The organism is Pantoea sp. B65, assembly GCF_047308185.1.
Classification (GTDB): Bacteria; Pseudomonadota; Gammaproteobacteria; order Enterobacterales; family Enterobacteriaceae; genus Erwinia.
On sequence record NZ_JAHXPU010000039.1, the window covers coordinates 136,910 to 157,102 of the forward strand.

At 55.3% G+C, this 20,193-nt stretch carries 17 protein-coding genes; 4 read left to right on the forward strand and 13 right to left on the reverse strand.

Annotated elements, in window-relative coordinates; all coding sequences use genetic code 11:
* Positions 1-3 precede the first annotated feature (3 nt).
* From JWF83_RS18945 to metG, 5 genes are all read right to left on the reverse strand, one after another.
* Entirely contained in the window at positions 4-1,701 is a 1,698-nt protein-coding gene (locus tag JWF83_RS18945; protein ID WP_413651960.1) for an NAD-dependent malic enzyme, read from the reverse strand.
* A gap of 243 nt (positions 1,702-1,944) precedes the next feature.
* Entirely contained in the window at positions 1,945-2,835 is an 891-nt protein-coding gene (gene cdd / locus JWF83_RS18950) for a cytidine deaminase (protein WP_413651961.1), read from the reverse strand.
* 129 nt (positions 2,836-2,964) lie between these two features.
* A complete protein-coding gene (locus JWF83_RS18955; RefSeq protein WP_413651962.1) occupies positions 2,965-3,657 on the reverse strand; it encodes a CidB/LrgB family autolysis modulator in 693 nt (230 codons plus the stop codon).
* Positions 3,650-4,042 carry a CidA/LrgA family protein gene (locus JWF83_RS18960; RefSeq protein WP_413651963.1) on the reverse strand — a complete coding sequence of 131 codons (393 nt, stop codon included), beginning with the start codon at positions 4,040-4,042 and terminating at the stop codon, positions 3,650-3,652. The genes JWF83_RS18955 and JWF83_RS18960 overlap by 8 nt, the downstream gene beginning before the upstream one ends.
* A gap of 140 nt (positions 4,043-4,182) precedes the next feature.
* Positions 4,183-6,213: a methionine--tRNA ligase gene (gene metG, locus JWF83_RS18965; protein ID WP_413651964.1), complete on the reverse strand. Its 2,031-nt coding sequence runs from the start codon at positions 6,211-6,213 to the stop codon at positions 4,183-4,185.
* Positions 6,214-6,428: 215 nt separating this feature from the next.
* On the opposite strand from metG, the gene apbC reads away from it, so the two are divergent.
* Complete coding sequence (apbC, locus tag JWF83_RS18970) at positions 6,429-7,541, forward strand: iron-sulfur cluster carrier protein ApbC (protein WP_413651965.1); 1,113 nt, start codon at positions 6,429-6,431, stop codon at positions 7,539-7,541.
* Positions 7,542-7,687: 146 nt separating this feature from the next.
* Here apbC and JWF83_RS18975 read toward each other — a convergent pair whose 3' ends face one another.
* On the reverse strand, positions 7,688-8,119 hold the full coding sequence (locus tag JWF83_RS18975) for an N-acetyltransferase family protein (protein ID WP_413651966.1): 432 nt from the start codon (positions 8,117-8,119) through the stop codon (positions 7,688-7,690).
* Positions 8,120-8,325: 206 nt separating this feature from the next.
* On the opposite strand from JWF83_RS18975, the gene mltB reads away from it, so the two are divergent.
* Positions 8,326-9,417, forward strand: coding sequence for a lytic murein transglycosylase B (gene mltB / locus JWF83_RS18980; protein ID WP_413651967.1), 1,092 nt, complete (start codon positions 8,326-8,328; stop codon positions 9,415-9,417).
* Positions 9,418-9,481: 64 nt separating this feature from the next.
* On the opposite strand, the gene JWF83_RS18985 is transcribed toward mltB, so the two are convergent.
* The 5 genes from JWF83_RS18985 to JWF83_RS19005 all read right to left on the reverse strand — a co-directional run bounded on the left by JWF83_RS18985 (position 9,482) and on the right by JWF83_RS19005 (position 15,670).
* A complete protein-coding gene (locus tag JWF83_RS18985; protein WP_413651968.1) occupies positions 9,482-11,140 on the reverse strand; it encodes a methyl-accepting chemotaxis protein in 1,659 nt (552 codons plus the stop codon).
* Between the two features lie 140 nt (positions 11,141-11,280).
* Complete coding sequence (locus JWF83_RS18990; protein ID WP_413651969.1) at positions 11,281-12,621, reverse strand: glycoside hydrolase family 28 protein; 1,341 nt, start codon at positions 12,619-12,621, stop codon at positions 11,281-11,283.
* 1 nt (position 12,622) lies between these two features.
* On the reverse strand, positions 12,623-13,438 hold the full coding sequence (locus tag JWF83_RS18995) for a carbohydrate ABC transporter permease (protein ID WP_413651970.1): 816 nt from the start codon (positions 13,436-13,438) through the stop codon (positions 12,623-12,625).
* Positions 13,438-14,310, reverse strand: coding sequence for a carbohydrate ABC transporter permease (locus JWF83_RS19000; RefSeq protein ID WP_413651971.1), 873 nt, complete (start codon positions 14,308-14,310; stop codon positions 13,438-13,440). The genes JWF83_RS18995 and JWF83_RS19000 overlap by 1 nt, the downstream gene beginning before the upstream one ends.
* 25 nt (positions 14,311-14,335) lie before the next feature.
* Entirely contained in the window at positions 14,336-15,670 is a 1,335-nt protein-coding gene (locus tag JWF83_RS19005; RefSeq protein ID WP_413651972.1) for an extracellular solute-binding protein, read from the reverse strand.
* 561 nt (positions 15,671-16,231) lie between these two features.
* Between JWF83_RS19005 and JWF83_RS19010 the strand changes: the two genes are divergently transcribed.
* A complete protein-coding gene (locus tag JWF83_RS19010; protein ID WP_413651973.1) occupies positions 16,232-16,837 on the forward strand; it encodes a GNAT family N-acetyltransferase in 606 nt (201 codons plus the stop codon).
* An 11-nt stretch (positions 16,838-16,848) separates the two neighbouring features.
* Positions 16,849-17,940 carry an ABC transporter ATP-binding protein gene (locus tag JWF83_RS19015; protein ID WP_413651974.1) on the forward strand — a complete coding sequence of 364 codons (1,092 nt, stop codon included), beginning with the start codon at positions 16,849-16,851 and terminating at the stop codon, positions 17,938-17,940.
* Positions 17,941-18,008: 68 nt separating this feature from the next.
* Here the strand turns inward: JWF83_RS19015 and JWF83_RS19020 are convergent, their stop codons facing one another.
* Both JWF83_RS19020 and JWF83_RS19025 read right to left on the reverse strand, forming a co-directional pair.
* Complete coding sequence (locus JWF83_RS19020; RefSeq protein WP_413651975.1) at positions 18,009-19,175, reverse strand: ROK family protein; 1,167 nt, start codon at positions 19,173-19,175, stop codon at positions 18,009-18,011.
* A gap of 66 nt (positions 19,176-19,241) precedes the next feature.
* The gene (locus tag JWF83_RS19025) at positions 19,242-20,108 is read right to left on the reverse strand and encodes a BadF/BadG/BcrA/BcrD ATPase family protein (RefSeq protein WP_413651976.1); all 867 of its coding nucleotides are present in this window, start codon (positions 20,106-20,108) and stop codon (positions 19,242-19,244) included.
* Positions 20,109-20,193 lie beyond the last annotated feature (85 nt).

Genomic DNA, 20,193 nt, shown 5'->3' on the forward strand with positions numbered 1-20,193 from the left:
AAGTTAAATCGAGGTACGGCGATAATGACGATATTGCGGCAGCCAGAAGTTTCTGGCGATAGCGCGTGACAGCACGTCTTCTGAGGTGACCACCGCCACGCCAGCCAGCTGCGCGGCTTTACCGACCGCCATCGCAATCAGCTTGGAAACCCCCTGAATATCTTTGATTTCCGGCAGTACCGCGCCAACGCCATCATTTGCCAGCGGCGAGCATTCGGCCAGCGTACGGCTTGCCGCCATTAACATACTGTCGGTCACCCGGCTGGCGCCTGATGCGATTACGCCGAGGCCAATGCCCGGGAAGATGTAGGAGTTGTTGCACTGCGCAATCGGCCAGGTTACCCCTTTCAAGGTCACCGGCGCGAAGGGGCTGCCGGTGGCAACCAGTGCGGCGCCGTCGGTCCAGGTCAGAATATCCTGCGGCGTCGCTTCCACCCGCGAGGTGGGGTTAGACAGCGGCATGACAATCGGACGCGGACAGTGTTTATGCATCTCGCGAATAATCTCTTCGCTAAACAGCCCTGGCTGCCCGGATACGCCAATCAAAATATCCGGCTTCGCATTACGTACCACTTCCAGCAGCGACAGTGAGTCCGAGCTGATATCCCAGTGGGCCAGACGTTCGCTTTTCTGCACCAGCTTGCTCTGGAAGTTGAGCAGATTTGGCAGTTTGTCGGTCAGCAGGCCAAAACGATCCACCATAAACACCCGGGCGCGAGCTTCTTCTTCGCTCAGGCCTTCAGATTTCATCTGGGCGATAATCTGCTCGGCGATACCACAACCGGCGGAACCGGCGCCAAGGAATACCACATTCTGATCGCATAATTTGCTGCCGGCGGCGCGGCTGGCGGCAATCAGTGTCCCCAGCGTGACCGCTGCGGTACCCTGGATATCGTCGTTAAAGCAGCACACTTCATCACGATAGCGTTCCAGCAATGGCATGGCATTCTTTTGCGCAAAGTCTTCAAACTGCAGCAGCACATCTGGCCAGCGGCTTTTCACTGCCTGAATAAACTCGTTAACGAAGGAATCATACTCGGCGCCGGTAATACGTGGATGGCGCCAGCCCATATAGAGCGGATCGTTTAGCAGCTGCTGGTTGTTGGTGCCGACATCCAGTACCACCGGCAGGGTGTAGGCCGGGCTGATACCCCCACAGGCGGTGTACAGCGACAGCTTACCAATAGGAATGCCCATACCGCCGATACCCTGATCGCCCAGGCCCAGAATACGTTCGCCATCGGTAACCACAATCACTTTGACGTTCTGTTTGGTGGCATTCTGCAGCATATCTTCGATATTGGCGCGGTTCGGGTAGGAGATAAACAGTCCGCGCGCGCGGCGGTAGATTTCAGAGAAGTGCTCACAGGCAGCGCCGACCGTCGGCGTGTAGATCACTGGCATCATCTCTTCGAGATGGTTGTCCAGCAAACGATAGAAGAGTGTTTCGTTGGTATCCTGGATGTTGCGCAGGTAGACGTGTTTATTGTTATTGTCTTTAAAGTTCTGGAACTGACGCCAGGCACGTTCTGCCTGTTCTTCAATGCTCTCCACGGTTTCAGGTAACAGCCCGTTCAGGTTGAAGTCATTACGTTCTTCGATAGAGAATGCGCTGCCTTTATTCAGCAGCGGAAACTCTAACAAAATAGGCCCGGCGTAAGGAATATATAGCGGTCTTTTACTCTCGTACTCGAGTTCCATGCAAATCTGCTCCAGGCTACTTTACTTGCCATCCTGAACTTGGGCAGTGGCGAAATCCTCAGGTACTTATCTACGCTGCGGTTTCTGCGCGCTGGCCGCATTCAATCTGACTGCGACAGTAACGCCTTAATCTTGTGAATTATTGTGTGAATCAGGATCCTAAGAGAATTGGTACAGAAGTACAGCTTTTGTTAATAAAGTTACAACAAAAGCTGCGATCTTTGTCAAAGAAATGAAGAAAGGCTATGCCCTTTGCAGGGAAATTGAGCGGAAATCATCGCAACCCAGTGCCTTTAGCGTGGCAGCAGTCGCCTGGTGTTGCGTTAGTTTAGCGCCGGTACTTTCTGCCAGCACCGCGCGTTTAATCTGCTTACAGTCATCTCCATGCATATTGAGCAGCACCAGCGCTGCCTGCAGTGGCGGCAGGCTCGGGTTAAACGCGGCATTTTCGGCATAGCGACCGGCAAAGATGTTTCCGCTGCGGGTTTCCAGCGCGACACCGCTGTGGGCCTGGCTGTATGGCGCATGGCTGTGGCTGGCAGCGGCAATCGCCTGCTGTTCCAGCGTATCACCATGGCAAATATAGCCATGATCCACCGGGTCGAGCAGCAGTGTTTCAATCGCCAAATCACGCGGGCCAAAGGCATACGGCAGATAATCACCCAGCGTGGCCGGCTCACGTTCAGGCAAATAGATACGTAGCGCAGTGCCGCTGTTCAGCTCATTCATAAACTGGCGACAGTGGCCGCAGGGAGAATAATTCACCGTTATCGCCGCCAGCGCCGTTTCACCTTTCAGCCAGGCATGGGTCACCGCACTCTGTTCGGCATGCACGGTCTGCTGCATGGTGGCTGCGACAAACTCCATATTGGCGCCGAAATACCAGCTGCCGCTTTGTCCGCGCGCCACGGCACCGACGTTAAAACTGGAAAGCGGTGCAACCGCGCAGGCTGCCGCCAGCGGCAGCAGAGCGAACGCCAGCGCATCATCATCCAGCGCGGTCTGCTGTTTAATCGCGGCGAGCTGCTGCGGGTTGAAGCTGGCGCTAAAGTCGTGTGCCGTCAGCAGCGGGCGAAGGGCGGCCTGTAATTCAGGCGTCAGGGCTGCAAAGGCGGTGTGAAAACGTGGATGCATTGAGTGCCTCTCATTGGCGTCGTTGGCCACCGATTTTACGGTGCAATCAGCCGGTTATATGTGATCTGAGTCTCTCTATCAATGCAATCCATGAAAGTTAATGTGAATCTGCGCGATCTCTCGCAAGCTTTAACCAAACATTCTCAGCAGCAGCGGAAAAATAAAGGGGGCGAGTAGCGAAGTGATAATACCGCAAATCACCAGCGCCAGAGAGCTGAATGCTCCCTCCTGAAAATCGATCTCAACACAGCGCGCGGTGCCAAGGGCATGTGAGGCATTGCCAATCGCCAGCCCACGTGCGGCTTTGCTGTGTACCTGCAACAGATTTAATAGCATATGACCGAATATCGCCCCGAGTAAGCCGGCGAGTAGCACACAGATGGCGCTGATCGCCGGAATGCCATGCAGCGAAGCGGATATCGCCATCGCAATCGGGGTGGTAACCGATTTCGGCAGCAGCGTGGCGGCGATTTCCGGTGTCGCCCCCATCCACAGGGCAATAGCGGTGCCGGAGATCATTGCGGTGAGGCTGCCGATAAAGCAGACGCCAATAATCGATTTCCAGCGCGCGCGGATCTGATGGATCTGTTCATATAGCGGCAGCGCCAGCGCCACTACCGCCGGTTGCAGGAGCTGATTGAGTATTGCACTGCCGGCGAAATAGCGCGCGTACGGCATATTGATCAGCAGCAGAATCGGAATAATCGCCACCACCGAGACCAGTAGCGGATTAAGCAGTGAGATTTTAACTTTCGCCGCCAGCCGACGTGCAGCGAAAAAAACCGCCAGCGTCAGCGGTAGAGACCACCAGAAATCAATCATGGTTGCTCTCCCTGCTCAGCGCTTTCTCATGCATGCGTTGCGAAGTGAAACCGACCACCAGCAGTACGATCAGGGTACTGACCACGCATGAGACCACAATCGGGCCAAACTGCGCGCTGAGAATATCGGTGTAGTTGATAACGCCAACGCTAATCGGCACAAACAGCAACGCCATATAGCGAATCAGCAAGTGACAGCCGGGTTTGACCCATTTCACCGGCAGAATTTGCGATGCCAGTAGGGCGAAGAGGATTAGCATGCCAAGAATACTTCCGGGGATGGTGATTGGCAGCAGGGCAGAAATAGCGATTCCGGCATATAAGCACAGATAAATAATGGCGAAGGCACGAAGATAACGCCAGCAGACAGATAGTACGCTGAGCATGACAGGCTCCTGTTTTATAAGCCTTCATCATACGATGAAATATCCTGGTGTGCTACCGATCACAGTTTATAAGCATGATTACCGGCGGTGCAAACCACTGCAGAGGCGGCAGAGCAGCAAGGCCGCCCCTGCAGTGCGGTTTATTTCACCTGCATACCGGGTTGTGCGCCGCTGTCCGGGCTTAGCAGGAAGATATCTTTACCGCCAGGACCTGCCGCCATCACCATCCCTTCGGAAATACCGAAACGCATTTTGCGTGGCGCGAGGTTAGCCACCATCACCGTCAGGCGGCCTTCCAGCAGCGACGGGTCCGGATAAGCGGAACGAATGCCGGAGAATACCTGACGGGTCTCACCGCCTAAATCCAGCGACAGACGCAGCAGCTTGTCAGAACCTTCAACAAATTCCGCTTTCTGGATCAGCGCAATACGCATATCGACTTTGGCAAAATCATCGAAACTGATGGTGTCCTGCAGCGGATCGTCCGCCAGCGGGCCGGTCAGCGCCGGTTTGGCTGCGGCGGCATCTTCCTTTGACGCTTCAATCAGGCCGTTAACTTTATCCATTTCGATCCGGCTGTACAGCGCCTTAAAGGTGGCGATCTGGTGATCCAGCAGCGGCTGATGGATACCTTCCCAGCTCAGTTCCACATTGAGGAACGCTTCAACACGCTCCGCCAGTGATGGCACCACCGGTTTCAGCCAGCTCATCAGTACGCGGAACAGGTTGATACCCATGGAGCAGATCGCCTGCAGATCGGCATCGCGCCCTTCCTGTTTTGCCACTACCCACGGCGCCTGCTCGTCAACATAACGGTTGGCCAGATCGGCCAGCGCCATAATTTCACGGATGGCGCGGCTGAATTCACGGCTGTTCCAGGCTTCGCCAATGCTTGCTGCGGCATCGGTAAAGGTTTGATACAGCGCCGGATCCGCCAGTTCACTGGCCAGTTTTCCGCCAAAACGCTTGTTGATAAAACCGGCATTACGTGACGCCAGATTCACCACTTTATTGACGATATCGGCATTGACGCGCTGCACGAAATCTTCCAGGTTCAGGTCGATATCATCAATACGCGAAGAGAGTTTCGCCGCATAGTAGTAACGCAGGCTGTCGGCATCAAGATGCTGCAGCCAGGTGCTGGCCTTGATAAAGGTTCCGCGTGATTTCGACATTTTCGCGCCGTTAACCGTGACATAACCATGCACAAACAGGTTAGTTGGTTTACGGAAGTTGCTGCCTTCCAGCATCGCTGGCCAGAACAGGCTGTGGAAATAGACGATATCTTTGCCGATAAAGTGGTACAGGTCGGCATCGGAGTCTTTATTCCAGAAAGCGTCAAAATCGATGTCGCCACGTTTGTCACACAGATTTTTAAATGACCCCATGTAGCCAATTGGCGCATCCAGCCAGACGTAGAAATATTTGCCCGGCGCATCAGGAATTTCAAAGCCGAAATACGGCGCATCACGGGAGATATCCCACTGCTGCAGACCCGATTCGAACCACTCCTGCATTTTATTCGCTACCTGTTCCTGCAACGCGCCGGAGCGGGTCCACGCCTGCAACATGGCGCTGAATTCCGGCAGATCAAAGAAGAAGTGCTCAGAATCGCGCATCACCGGCGTCGCGCCGGAAACCACTGATTTCGGATCAATCAGTTCGGTCGGGCTGTAAGTTGCGCCGCAGACTTCACAGTTATCGCCATATTGATCGGCCGATTTACATTTCGGGCAGGTACCTTTCACGAAACGGTCGGGCAGGAACATGCCTTTCTCCGGATCGTACAGCTGAGAAATGGTGCGGTTTTTAATAAAGCCATTTTCTTTCAAACGGCCATAGATCAGCGATGACAGCTCACGGTTTTCGTCGCTGTGCGTCGAGTGGTAATTGTCATAGCTGATATTGAAGCCAGCAAAATCGGTCTGATGTTCCTGACTCATTTCGGCGATCATCTGCTCTGGCGCAATGCCCATCTGCTGAGCTTTCAGCATAATTGGCGTGCCGTGTGCGTCATCCGCACAGATGAAGTAAGCCTGATTGCCGCGCATTCGCTGGTAACGGACCCAAATATCTGCCTGGATATGCTCGAGCATGTGGCCGAGATGGATAGAACCGTTGGCGTACGGCAGTGCGCACGTTACCAAAATTTTCTTCGCGACTTGAGTCATAGTAGAACTTGCTTTCTTCTGGTTTAAAAAGGGCTTTAGATGTTAACCGAAAGGCCGACCCTGCGTAAACAAAGGGTTTGACGCCCCGGCGCTAAAGCTGAAATTTCCACGGCTGCGCCACGCCATGACGGCGACATCTGGTATGCTTACCCTTGAGACCGGGCTAAGCGGCTCAGGTCTGCGGACCCTAACAATAAAGCTATCAAGGAGCCGGGATGAATTCAGGATCCCAAGGTCAGCACACGCCGGAAAGGCTGCGTGCTATGGTCATGGGCGTGTTGACCGCATTTGAACACCCAACGCTGCAGCACACTCTGACCAAACTTAAAGCATTGCACCATGTGGCGCTGATGGATAATACCCTGCATATCGAACTGGTGATGCCGTTCGCCTGGCAAAGCGGGTTTGACGTACTGAAAGAGCGTAGCAGTGCGGATTTACTGCGTATCACCGGCGCCGGCGCCATCGACTGGCGCTTAACCCATCAGATTGCCACCCTGAAGCGGGTGAAGAACCATGCCGGGGTGAACGGCGTTAAAAATATTATCGCCGTGAGTTCCGGCAAGGGTGGGGTAGGTAAATCCAGCACCGCGGTGAACCTGGCGCTGGCGCTGATCGCTGAAGGGGCGAAGGTCGGTATCCTGGATGCGGATATCTACGGGCCATCGGTGCCGAACATGCTCGGCGCCGAAGATCAGCGGCCAACTTCACCTGACGGCACCCATATGGCGCCGATTATGGCGCACGGTCTGGCGACCAACTCGATTGGTTATCTAGTCACCGACGATAATGCCATGGTATGGCGCGGACCGATGGCCAGTAAGGCGCTGATGCAGTTGCTAAATGAAACCCTGTGGCCGGAACTGGACTATCTGATCCTCGATATGCCGCCAGGCACCGGTGATATTCAGCTGACGCTGGCGCAAAATGTGCCGGTAACCGGCGCGGTTGTGGTCACCACGCCGCAGGATATCGCCCTGATCGATGCACGCAAAGGCATCGTGATGTTTGAGAAGGTCGATGTACCAGTGCTGGGCGTGGTGGAGAATATGAGTGTTCATATCTGCAGCAACTGCGGCCACCATGAAGCGATTTTTGGCAGCGGCGGCGCGCAGCAGCTGGTGGAGCGCTATCACACGCGGCTGCTCAGCCAGTTACCGCTGCATATCGTTCTGCGCGAAGATCTGGATGCGGGTCAGCCAACGGTAGTGCGCCGCCCGGACAGCGATTTCACCCGCCTTTACCGCCAGCTGGCCGGCGCGGTAGCGGCTCAGCTTTACTGGCAGGGGGAAGTGATCCCCGGTGATATTGCCTTTCGCGCGCTGTAATTGTCGATGAGTGCGCGTTTTGACGTCCAGGCGCTGTGGGTTGAGTGAAGTGATGCCCGCGCGCCGGGTTGCCACCTTTGCTGCATGCCACTTTAACCGCGGCCCGGTTAAAGTGGCCTGAGATTAGCCAACAACGCTGGCGATGGTCAGCGTTGTCCTGCGATATAATGCATCAATACATACTCTCCCTGTTCACTCTCTCCGGTAGCCACCTCTGACCAGCCGTGCTGCTGATAAAACTGCCGCGCAATGCGATTGGCGCTCAGGCATTTAAGCGCCCCGGTGGAGGTAAAACTTTGCTCAACCGCCTGCAGCAGGGCGCTGCCGACGCCGCGCCGCTGTACTGCGGGATCGACAAACAGGCTGTGCAGAAAGTTGTCATTTTTGAGTACGGCGGCAAAACCGAGACGGTGTCCATCTTCTTCAGCGACCAGAATGGTCTCTCCCAGCGTGGTGCGATCAAAGTCTTCCAGCCGCCAGCCGCTGCTGTCGAGCCAGTGCCAGCTGGCCTTGCGCGCCGCTAAAAAAAGGGTACGTAAAAAAGGGCGGTCAGCTTCAGTAAACAGACGGATATGCACAATTTTCTCCCTGAGATGCAGACAGTTATCAGGCTAACATCAATCATCAGCGACGGGAATTGCGGCGCTGCCAGCACGACGCCAACGGGTTACGCGCACTATAAGAAAAATTAGCGGCAAAATGGCCGGATTTCTTTTTACTCGTTGCGCAGCAATGCTTACCATACAACTTACTTCTCCTTTCGACCTGGCAAGCTGGATTTGTAATGCGTTCTCTCGTCACACTATTACCACTGATTACTTTACTGGCTGCCTGTAGCAGCAAACCGACCCCACCGGCAGATGCGCAGTCCGGCAATCCTTTTAGCGGCGCCTCCGCACCCGCACCCGGCGGCGGGTTTCTGCTCGATCCAGCGCATAATATACATCCATTAGGCGGGGATTTTGCCGGTAATCCGGCAGCCGAACGTTTTATCGATAATATGGTTAATAAGCATGGTTTCGATCGGCAACAGTTGCATGATGTGTTGGCGCAGGCCAAACGACTCGACAGCGTGCTGCGGCTGATGGATCGCCAGGCGCCGGTTGGGCAGGGGCCATCGGGTCCGAATGGCGCATGGATCCGCTATCGCAGTAAGTTTATCCAGCCGGATAATGTGCAGAATGGCGTGGTGTTCTGGAATCAGTATCAGGATGCGCTGGTGCGTGCCCAGCAGGTGTATGGCGTGCCGCCGGAAGTTATTGTCGGCATTATCGGCGTTGAGACCCGCTGGGGGCGGGTGATGGGCCGTACCCGTATTATTGATGCGCTGGCGACGCTCTCCTTTGCCTATCCGCGACGTGCCGACTACTTTAGCGCCGAGCTGGAAACTTTTCTGTTGATGGCGCGTAATGAGCAGGATGACCCGCTGGATCTGCGCGGCTCTTTTGCCGGCGCCATGGGTTACGGGCAGTTTATGCCTTCATCATTTAAAGATTATGCCGTGGACTTTAACGGCGATGGTCATATCAATCTGTGGGATCCGGTTGATGCGATCGGCAGCGTGGCGAACTACTTTAAACAGCATGGCTGGCAGAGCAATCGCACCATCGCCATTCCAGCTAATGGCCAGGCGCCGGGGCTGGAAAGCGGCTTTAAAACGCGTTACAGCCCGTCAGCGCTGATGAGCGCGGGAGTCAGCCCGCAAACGCCATTGCAGGACGACCAGCAGGTCAGCCTGTTGAAATTTGATATGGGGACGTCGTATCAGTACTGGTATGGCTTGCCGAATTTCTATGTGATTACCCGTTACAACCACAGTAATCACTACGCGATGGCGGTCTGGCAATTAGGTGAGGCAGTGGCGATGGCGCGCTAACGTCGACTACCAGCGGGCGAGCAGGGGAGCGAACTCCCCTGCAATATGCCAGGCAAATGTGAACTCAAAAGGTTTCCCAGTTGCCATTATCGACTATGGCAGGCTGTTTTTTGATGGTTTTGACCGCTGCGGACGGCGCAACCGCCGCCGGTGCGGCTTGGTGATTTTTAGCCAGGCGGAACACCGCCACCGCCTGTGACAGTCGGCCAGCCTCGGACTCCAGCGAGGCCGAAGCCGCCGTTGATTCCTGAACCAGGGTGGTGTTCTGCTGGGTTACGCGATCCATTTCATGTACCGCCAGACCAATCTGTTCGATACCGCGGCTCTGCTCGTCAGAGGCAGACGAGATTTCGCCCATAATATCCGTTACGCGTACCACTGCGCTGACGATCTCCTGCATGGTTTCACCGGCGCTGGCAACCTGATCTGAACCGATGTTGACACGCTCTACGGAGTTATCAATCAGTCCTTTAATCTCTTTTGCCGCCTGCGCGCTGCGCTGCGCCAGGTTGCGAACTTCACCGGCCACCACCGCAAAGCCGCGGCCCTGTTCACCGGCGCGTGCGGCCTCTACTGCGGCGTTCAGCGCCAGAATATTGGTCTGGAAGGCAATACCATCGATCACGCTGGTGATATCGGCGATTTTCTTCGAACTTTCGGCGATATCATTCATGGTTTTCACCACGCCGCTGACCACCTTGCCGCCTCTGCCGGCGGTTTCCGAGGCGGATTTCGCCAGGTTTGCCGCCTGACGGGCGTTGTCGGCGTTCTGTTTCACCGTCGCGGTTAACTGTTCCATACTGGCTGCGGTTTCCTCCAGCGACGCGGCCTGTTCTTCGGTGCGCGCCGAGAGATCGGTGTTACCGGTGGAGATCTCACTGGCGCTGCTGAAGATGGCATCGGAACTGTCGCGCACGTTGCTGACGGTGGCAATCAGCGCCTGTTGCATCTCCTTCAGACTGTGCGCCAGGGTGGCCATTTCACTGCGTCCGCTCAGCTCAAGTTGTACCGAGAGATCGCCGCCGGCAATATTCTGGATCTGGGTTTGCAACTGGGCTAACGGCTTCAGTAATATCCGCCCCACCAGCATCCAAACCGCCATCGCCAGTACAATGACCAGCACCGCCATAACGGCTAATACCCCAACCATCGCATTAAAGCCGCTTTCATTTTGCTGAATACCGGCATCAAGCAACAGGGTGTTTTGTGAACGCCATTTATCATAGATAGCGCCGAGGTTGTCCTGAGCCTCCTGGGCTTCAAGGTTACCGTAAGCCGCATAGTTATTGGCTTTCAGATATTCACCAGACATGCTCATGACGTCATACATCGCCTGATATTTTTTCTCTACCTCGCTGGCAAGTTCAGCACTCTGCCCGTCGACCAGCGGTAACGCTTTATAGTTTTGATAATGCGCAGCCGCTTTTTTCAGTGATTCATCGGCGGTGACCAGCAGCTTCTGGATTGCCGCCAGCGAGGCCGGATCCGTTTGATTTTTCAGGATGCGGATGGCGACACGGTTAATGGTTACCCGGGTTTTGACCAGCGTCACCCATGCATCGCCCAGCTGGCTCTGCTGATGAGACAGTACGCTATTGGCGGCGAAGTTATTTTTATCGCCATAGATAGCTTTCAGGAACAGCGAGCCGGATAGCAGCTGCAGTCCGCTGAATATCACCAGGATAAGGATGATTGCCGAAACAACTTTCATGTTCTTTAGCATAACGATGGCTCTTAAGAAGGGAGATCTGTATCTCCCTTTATCGACGAGGTATTGAACAATCTTTAGGTATTGCCGGGGACAGGGTGAAAATAAAAATCGACCCGCCGCCAGCGTCTGCGTCTGCAGCCGCTGGCAGGGCGCTAAATTGCGGTGGAGTCCAGCTGTACCACGGGCTGCGGGTGCCAGCCAGCGGGCAGTGGCGAAGGGCGATCGAGAGTTAACGCCGCCAGTTGCAGATCCTGTACTCCCCGGGCAAACAGCGCCGGCATCCCTCCCGGATAGCGTTCAACGCCAAAGGGTTCGCCGCTGGCGGGATTCAGCAGGAAAGCGTTATCCAACCCGCTGCCGGTCGGGCGCTCGGGATTACAGGGCGGGCGGACATCGTAGCTGCCCTGTTGCTCACTGGCGCTCTGCTGCTGGCTAAACTGTAGCTGGCTGACCGACACCTGGCGGATGCCGCCGGGGAGGTCGCTGTGCAGGTTTATCGCCCCTTCGCCGATCCCCGTCAGCCCAGTGAAACTGACCTGAGTGATGCTGCCAGGGATCACTGCCGGGTCGCGAAAACGACAGGAGATAAATATCGGATCGGCGCGTCCCCAGTGGCAGGGATTGACATGGCGACATTCAAAGCTGATATCGCTAAAGCGCAGCCGCCGTAACGCGCCGCCGTCGCGGCTGACCAGGCCAATCGCACGGTTGCTGTCGAAGATGGTGCAGCCGGTCATTATCACATTTTCAATATCATCCACCGTCTCGGTACCGATCTTGAAAGCTGAGCTGTATGAGCGTAATACGCATCCGCTAATGGTGATATTGCGTGCCGGACGGCGCAGATGTTGCGGTTTACGGGTGGTTTTCAGGCAGATGCCATCGTCGGCGGCGCTAAAATAGCTGTCGCTGATATGCACATGCTGACAACTATCAATATCCAGCGCATCGGTATTGGCCATGGTTAAATCATTATCGATCGTCAGCTGGCTGATAAAGACATGCTGGCAACTGACCAGATGCACGGTCCACATTGGGGCATTGATCAGCTGCAGATCGCGCAGCCGTACCTGCTGGCAATCCTCCAGCACCACCATGCGCGGGCGCTCGCGCGCCGGTATCCGGTAGCCCTGAGCGTCACGTTGCGGGGAGAACCAGGCATCAGCATTGCCGTTAATGCAGCCGGCGCCGCACAGCGTAATATTGCGCTGACCATAAGCATAGAGCAGCGCGCGGTTCGATTGTTCCGCTACGGTGAGCGTCTGGCCCGCCAGATAGTCAGCATAGTGAGGGCTGGCAAGCAGTTCGCAGCCAGCCTGCAGATGCAGACAAAAGTTCGAAGGCAGCAGCAGTGCGCCCGTCAGGTAGCGGCCTGGCGGAATAGTCAGCGTGCCGCCTCCGGCTGTCGCGACACGATCGATGGCGTTTTGCAGGATGCGGGTTACCGGCTGCTCGCCGCTATTGCCGGCAATCGTGTTGAGGGTCAGCTGCATGTTATTTCACCGCTCCCTGAGTGACACCACTAATAAACTTACGCTGGAAGATCAGGAACATCACCACCAGCGGCAGAATAACGATCATCGCCCCGGCCATCAGTACCGGAATGTTGATGGTATTTTTATTCTGGAAAAACATCATGCCAATCGGCAGGGTGCGCAGGTCTTCCTGGTTAACGAGGATCAGCGGGATCAGGAATTCGTTCCAGGTCCAGATAAACAGCAGCAGCGCGAGGGTGGAAAGGGTCGGCCAGATGGCCGGCACGAGGATTTTCCACAGCAAACGGCGGCGCGGAGTATTGTCCATTACCGCCGCTTCAATCAGCTCCCGCGGTACCTGTTGCAGCGCAGTGGCGACCATCAGGGTAGTAAACGGGATGGAGAGCGCCACCTGCGGCAGGATCAGCGCCAGGTAGGTATTGGTTAGCCCCATCCAGCGCAGTTCGTGGTAGAGCGGAATAATAAAGGCTTCTGAAGGCAATACCATACCGAGCGCCATCAGCAGGCTAAACAGTACTTTACCCGGGATGCGCAGGAAGGCGAAACCAAACCCGGAGAGGATGCCGACCAGAATACTGATCACCACCACCGGAATCACCACCAGCACCGAATTAAGAAAATAGATGCGGAAATGACCATCCTGCCAGGCGGAAATATAGTTCTGAAAACTGAACGAAGAGGGCAGGGTAAATACCCCCTGAAACAGCTCCAGCTGGGTTTTGAATGAGGTCAGCAGCGTCATCGCAAACGGGGCGATGGTCAGTAACGCCAGAAACCACAGCAGAGCACGGGAAAATACCGGAGTTCTGGTCATTACTTGCGCTCCCGAATGGCAAAATGAAGGGCGCCGTTAATCATAAAGACAATCAGCAGGCTGACAATCGCCACCGCCGAGGCATAACCAAAGTGTCGCAGGTCGAAACCCTGCTGATACATATACATATTGGTTACCAGCGTTGAGGTTCCCGGGCCGCCCTGGGTCATCACATACACCAGGTCAAAGGCTTTCAGGCTGGCGATCACCGTCAGGATCAGGGCGATTTTGATTTCCGGCCGCAGCCCCGGCAGGGTGATGCGACGAAACTTCTGCCAGTGCGATGAGCCATCCAGCGCCGCCGCTTCATTAATTGACGGGTCCATCCGCTGGATGCCGGACATAAATAAGATCAGGCAGAAACCAAAAAAGTACCACACCGCCACCATGCCGGTGGCAGGTAACGCCCAGGTAAAGTCGCCCAGCCAGGCGAGGGCGAGGTGGGGCAGACCAATCTGGCGCAGAAACTGGTTAATTGGCCCGAAGGCCGGGTTGTACAGCCAGCGCCAGACCACCCCCAGCACCGCCATCGGCATAATATAGGGCAGGAAAAAGAGTACGCGCAGCACGGTCAGTTCTTTCCCACTGCGCAACTCACTGAGGAAACTACAAAGCGCCAGGCCGAAGCTCACGGGCAATAGCGTGTAGAACAGCATTAATATCAGGTTGTTACCCACAGCTGTCCAGAACTGCTCATCAAGGAAGATCTGCACAAAATTGCGCAACCCGATAAACATGGGGCGGCTACTACCATCCCAGTCGGTAAACGCGATGCCGAGCGAAGCCATCAGCGGAAACAACAGGAAGACACTATAAATAAGCAGCGCCGGTAAAATATACAGTGCATTACTTGCGCGTGAGCGATTCAGCATGTCGCAGTTTCCACATCACCTGGGGTTAGTGTTTTAATGAAGAGAGATATTTCTGGTAATCTTCATCCGCTTTTTCCGTCAATTGCTGCGCGGTAATTTTGTCCGCCATTAACAACTGCACATTCTGATTAAGAGTGGTCAGCATGGTTGGCGTTGCCCAGTCCAGATAATGGCCGAGAGCATCATTCTGATTGACGCGCGTCCAGACACTGTAGACATCGGTCAGCAGCGGGTTATCCGCTGGCAGCCTGGCGCTGGCGGAGGAGCTGGCGGGCAGGAAGCCGGCCTGTAACCACTCATTGGCCACTTTGTCAGAGACTATGTAGTCAATATAGCGGGCGGCGGCATCTTGCTGCGCTTTGGTTTTCGCGGTGACCGTCACCGAGAACGGTAAATCGGTTCCCCCCACCATCAGCGGTTTGCTTACGCCAGGGAAGACGGGCAGCGCGGCGAAATGAATATCTTTGTTGGGTTTAAATTGCCCCATATACCAGGTGCCGCTAATAAAGAACGCCGCCTGTCCACTCTGGAATAACGTCGCGGCATCATCATGACCAATTCCCTGGAAGCCGGGGAAAAAATAGCCTTTGTGGTTCCAGTCCTGCATTAGCTGGGCGGCTTTTTCCAGTTTTGCATCTTTAAATGTGCCGCCGACATCATAGATCAGGTTATCCAGCGCCTGGCGTTCGCCGCTGTCGATCTGATCTTCCCATAAGGTACTCAGCATCTGCTGCCCGGCGTTACCATCCAGCAGACCCAGCATCAGCCCTGGCGTACCGGCCTGCTTTAACTTTTCCAGCGCGGCTTCAAAGTCAGCCATGGTTTTGGGCAGGGGGATCCCGGCCTTATCCAGCACCGCCTTGTTATAGTAAAGCCCGACCATTTCCCCGAGGCTGGCGACGCCGTACAGATGACCATCGCCAAAAGTCTGCTTTTCCGACCAGCGGTTACGCTTCAGGATCGAATCCGGGAAGCGGGTGGTCCAGCTATAGGTTTTTGCATAGCCATCCAGCGGCACCAGTAATTTCTCTTTTACCAGCGCGCCCATATCGCCGCCCCCCTGGTTGACCTGCGCCACCTGCGGATCGTCTCCGGATGAGAGCGCCAGCTTCAGCGGGATGCGGGTGTCTTCAAAGGCGTGAACCGAACGCTTGATATGCACGCCGGGATTCTCAGCGCTGAAGTCTTTAATGGCTTTATCAATTACCGCGCTTTGTTCCGGATAGTTATAAATATCCCATGCGGCAACCGTGGTGGTCTCTGCGCTTACCGGAGAGACATACACCGCCGCGGTAAACAGAGCCAGAGCGGTAAGACGTGTCGTGCGGGAATTACGCTTAATCTTATATGAATAACACATAGGACAGGACTCTCCTGGACACAAACAACACCAGCCTCCCTGCGCATTCGCCTTAAGCACATCCCGCACTTAACCATTTATGATGTTCGTTTTATCATCATCCTTTACACTTACTTTATATAAAAAAAAAAGTCAAACAGCATTTTAAACGACGCAATAACCCGACATTGGTCACAAAAATACCAAAAATAGTCGCACTCCGTAGAATAAAAAGCTGCTATTTCTGCTTTCCAGCTGTGGTCTGTCCCCTGTATGGTTATCGCGGCGGCTGATCCTGTTGCTGTGAATAATTTTTAATTATCTCAATAAGATATCATAGTAAAATCCTATGTCTTCGTGACTTTTTTAGTCCGACGGATAGGGCAGTGACGACTATTTACCTGCAATTCAGGCGCTTCGTGCCAGCCAGGCAATCTTATCCATAAGCGCATATTCTTACCGGCAGCGACCGCTAAAGCCTGTATTGGTCTTTACGCGATCACGGCTAATTATTCTTTCTTGAAAAAAAAGTGGGATTTAATTAAGTTGGCTTAAATCTGTTCAATGATGAGCGAGTGTCCGATGAAGTCAGATCTCCATGGCGAAATCCGCCCGGCGCGACCCGAAGATCGCGAAGCCCTGAGCCGTATTTGCCTCGAAACAGCGGATGCGGGTAAAGATGCCAGCGCGTTGTACAGCGATTGTCACTATCCGGGGCTGTTATATGTCCTGCCGTATGCCATTTTCGCCCCTGACTTTGCCTTTGTACTGGCGATGGGGGAGCAGGTGGTCGGCTATGTGGTGGCGGCGCCGGATACGGTGGCCTTTGAAAACACCCTGGAGCAGGAGTGGTGGCCGGAATTGCGTCAGCGTTACGCCCATCGCCAGCCGCAGGCGGCGCTCGATATGAAAGTGTTGTCACAGATCCGTACTACCGGCAGGGCCAGCGCCGAACTTACCGGGCCATGGCCGGCCCACCTGCATATTAATTTGCTGCCGCTCGCCCAGCATGGCGGCTGGGGGCGACGTCTGATTGAACATCAGCTGACGGCGTTACGTGCCGCCGGCGTGAGCGGCGTGCATTTGGGGGTCAGTTTGCAGAATGAACAGGTGTGCGCTTTCTACGAAAAGTTGGGGTTCCGGCATATTTTCCGCCGTAATGCGATTTACATGGGGCAGTCACTGTAACCGAGGGCGATATGTCGAATCTGGAACTGAGAAGTGTGAAAAAAAGCTGGGATCAGCTTACCGTGATTCACGGCGTGGATCTGACTATCAACAGCGGTGAGTTTGTGGTGTTTGTCGGGCCGTCCGGCTGCGGGAAGTCGACGTTATTGCGGATGATCGCCGGGCTTGAGGAGATCAGTGACGGGCAGTTGCTGATCGCCGGCGCCGATATGACTAACCAGCCAGCTTCTGAGCGCGGGATCGCCATGGTGTTTCAGTCTTATGCGTTGTACCCCAATATGACGGTGCGCGATAACCTTGCTTATCCCCTTGAAATGGCGAAAAAGCCGAAAGAGGAAGTGAAGCGTAAAGTCGATGCGCTGGCGGAGAAGTTACACCTCACCGACTATCTGCACCGTATGCCGCGCGCCCTCTCCGGCGGGCAGCGCCAGCGCGTGGCGATTGGCCGGGCGATTATCCGTGAGCCGAACATTTTTCTGTTTGATGAGCCGCTCTCCAACCTGGATGCTGAACTGCGTCTGAAAATGCGTATCGAAATTGCCCGTCTCCATGAATCGCTGGGCAATACCATGATTTATGTTACCCACGATCAACTGGAAGCGATGACGCTGGCCGACAGAATCGTGGTGCTGCGTCAGGGACGGATTGAGCAGGTCGGGGAACCGCTGACCATTTATCATGATCCGGATAATATGTTTGTCGCCGGATTTATCGGTTCGCCTAAGATCAATTTTTTGCCCGCCCAGGTGGTGGCAACCCGTCCGGGAGAAGTGCAACTGCGGGTGGCGGATCTCGGGCTAAACTCGCTGGTGTGTCCATTGCAAACGCCGCTGGCGGAAGGGACGACCCTGTGGATTGGCGTGCGTCCGGAGCATTTTTGTCAGCCGCAGGAGGCGCCGGAAGCTTATCGTTTTAGCGCGCCGGTGACCTTTCTCGAAAAGCTGGGGCATACCAACTATGTCTATCTGAATGTGGGACGTGATGAGATGCTGGTAGCCGAAGTACGCCACGGGGAAAATGTGGTGCTGCATGATGCGATGATACTTGGCATCGATCCGGCGACGGTGCTGTTGTTTGCCGAACAGGGCGAGCGGCTGCGTTAAACGGAAAATCGATTCCACCGGTGCGGGCGGCATAAATGCCGCCCCTACAAACAGATCCGTGCCGGGAACTACGACAGCTGGCTGATATCATTGCGTTTTTTGCCGTTCTGCTCATTCTCCGCATCCGCTTCCAATGACAACAGATCGATTAAGCGATCGACCGCCAGCCCGGCGGCGCCCAGCGCCCACATACGGTTAGATTCGGTAAGGAACTGCAACGGGGTCAGCTGGGGTGAAAGCTTCAGCCGATAATTCTGGAAGCTCTGCGCCACCTGATCGAGGAAAATACGCGAGGCCATTTGCGGCTCCATCGCCAGATAGACAATATCCGGATCAAGGGCGACCGCCAGGTTGGCCAGCGACATGCCCAGATGATGCCCGGCCTCTCTCAGCGTCTCCAGCGTGAACGGAGAAGGGCGCTGATCGAGCGCCAGCAGATTCTTCGCCAGCGGTTGCCCGGCGTTATTCTCGCCCTGCAGCGTGCGTAAAATCGACTTTGATGAGGCCAGCTCTTCCAGTATACGACCGGAACCATCCGCCAGCAGGGCGTTGCCGAACTCTCCTGCCGTGCCATGACGGCCACGATACAGCTGGCGGTCGAGGATAATCCCGGCGCCAATCCCTTTACCATAAGTGGCAATGATCGCTGACTGCGCCTGACCCAGCTGGCCAAACACCAGCGCCGCCAGCGCCATCGCATTGGCGTCATTTTCAATAAATACCGGGATATTAAAGCGTGACTCCAGTTGCTCTACCACCGGGACATTGTCCCAGTTCAGCACTGTCGAGCGGATACAGTAGCCGCTTTGCGGGTCAACCAGCCCCGACAGCGCCAGCCCGATCGCGCCCACATGGCGTTCGCCAAGGGACTTGATAAATCTTGCCAGCGCATCGCTTAACTGACGCGGCGTCAGCTCGCCGGAGGGCATTTGCTGCTCCCCCAACAGGTTTCCCGCCAGATCGGTCATCACGATCAGATTTCGTTCGGCATTAAGCTGAATACCAATGACCGTCGCGTAATCGGGATTAAGCCCCAGCAGAGTCTTCGGCCGGCCCATCGACTCACGCCGCAGGCCAAGCTCCTGAATAACCCCTTTAGTTAATAACCGGTTGGTTGCCTGAGAGACGGTGGACATACTCAGCCCACTGCGGACTTTCAGATCCGACTGGCTGATGGGGGAAAGCTCAACAATAAGCCGTAATATTCGCGTTGTTATAGAAGGCGTAGTTATCATAAGAGTATGAACCAGAAGGAGAAAACTGGCTGGCAGACGCTGCTGCCGCCGTAATGGCGTTCACTATTATCCCCAGGTGAAGGCCAGTTGCAATCCACCCGTCAGGGCATCGCCTGCTGCCGGCACCACCTGACGCTGAACTGCGGGCGCCAGCCAGCGGTGGACTGCCGCAGCCAGTCCCCCCATCAGTGCCACACAATGCTGCCCGTTTTCTGTCAGATGATTTACCATTAAACTGATTTCCTGCGCGGTGATGTCGATCAGGGCCGTACCATGAGGATCCTGCTGGCCGGCATAGTCGAATATTTGTGGCGAAAACTGCCCCCAGTGTGCCGGGGTGGCGTCTGTCGCCCAGCGCAGCAGGAGCTCAGGAGAGTGGTCAAAGTGCGCCATCAGCGCCTGTAATAACGGACTTGACGGGACTAAGCCCTCATGTGCCTGCAAGGCAAGGCGTAGCGCGCGTTTGCCCAGCAACGCGCCGGAGCCTTGATCTGAAAGGGTTAATCCCCAGCCGCCAACGCAGCGGAATTGTGATCCGTCCCAGAATGCGCCCTGGCTGCCGGTACCGGTAATCAGCACCGCCCCGGGCTGGCCGCGGTGGGCGCCCAGACAGGCAATTTCCACATCAGACAGCACCTGCCAGTGGGCAAAATCCTGCGGCCACTGCTGAGCCTGTTGGCGAACGCTCTGCACATTTGCCCCTGCCAGCCCGAGTACGGCAACGGTCTGACGTCTGGCGGACGCCGGTAGCCCCGCCTGTTGCAGGGTGTCATTGATAAGCTGGGTTGCCCGGATCATGGCGCCAGTAAAGTCGCTATAGATATTTGCCGCACCACCGTTCAGGCTTGCCAGTACCTGGCCTTGTTTATCGGTTAACCGTGTCCGGCATTGCGTACCGCCGCCATCGACGCTGATAAAATACTCTGATCGCAAAGCCGTCCTCCCGATGATCGGTAATCAATCAACAGCCCTATCCCACTTTGATTCTGAGCGAAAAGCGCGTAAAAAAAAACTTAAA

Bases quoted from the DNA above. Each gene is read 5' to 3' on its own strand.
- JWF83_RS18945 (WP_413651960.1), bottom strand. From the start codon at position 1,701: ATGGAACTCGAGTACGAGAGTAAAAGACCGCTATATATTCCTTACGCC.
- cdd (WP_413651961.1), bottom strand. From the start codon at position 2,835: ATGCATCCACGTTTTCACACCGCCTTTGCAGCCCTGACGCCTGAATTA.
- JWF83_RS18955 (WP_413651962.1), bottom strand. From the start codon at position 3,657: ATGATTGATTTCTGGTGGTCTCTACCGCTGACGCTGGCGGTTTTTTTC.
- JWF83_RS18960 (WP_413651963.1), bottom strand. From the start codon at position 4,042: ATGCTCAGCGTACTATCTGTCTGCTGGCGTTATCTTCGTGCCTTCGCC.
- metG (WP_413651964.1), bottom strand. From the start codon at position 6,213: ATGACTCAAGTCGCGAAGAAAATTTTGGTAACGTGCGCACTGCCGTAC.
- apbC (WP_413651965.1), top strand. From the start codon at position 6,429: ATGAATTCAGGATCCCAAGGTCAGCACACGCCGGAAAGGCTGCGTGCT.
- mltB (WP_413651967.1), top strand. From the start codon at position 8,326: ATGCGTTCTCTCGTCACACTATTACCACTGATTACTTTACTGGCTGCC.
- JWF83_RS18985 (WP_413651968.1), bottom strand. From the start codon at position 11,140: ATGCTAAAGAACATGAAAGTTGTTTCGGCAATCATCCTTATCCTGGTG.
- JWF83_RS18990 (WP_413651969.1), bottom strand. From the start codon at position 12,621: ATGCAGCTGACCCTCAACACGATTGCCGGCAATAGCGGCGAGCAGCCG.
- JWF83_RS18995 (WP_413651970.1), bottom strand. From the start codon at position 13,438: ATGACCAGAACTCCGGTATTTTCCCGTGCTCTGCTGTGGTTTCTGGCG.
- JWF83_RS19000 (WP_413651971.1), bottom strand. From the start codon at position 14,310: ATGCTGAATCGCTCACGCGCAAGTAATGCACTGTATATTTTACCGGCG.
- JWF83_RS19005 (WP_413651972.1), bottom strand. From the start codon at position 15,670: ATGTGTTATTCATATAAGATTAAGCGTAATTCCCGCACGACACGTCTT.
- JWF83_RS19010 (WP_413651973.1), top strand. From the start codon at position 16,232: ATGAAGTCAGATCTCCATGGCGAAATCCGCCCGGCGCGACCCGAAGAT.
- JWF83_RS19015 (WP_413651974.1), top strand. From the start codon at position 16,849: ATGTCGAATCTGGAACTGAGAAGTGTGAAAAAAAGCTGGGATCAGCTT.
- JWF83_RS19020 (WP_413651975.1), bottom strand. From the start codon at position 19,175: ATGATAACTACGCCTTCTATAACAACGCGAATATTACGGCTTATTGTT.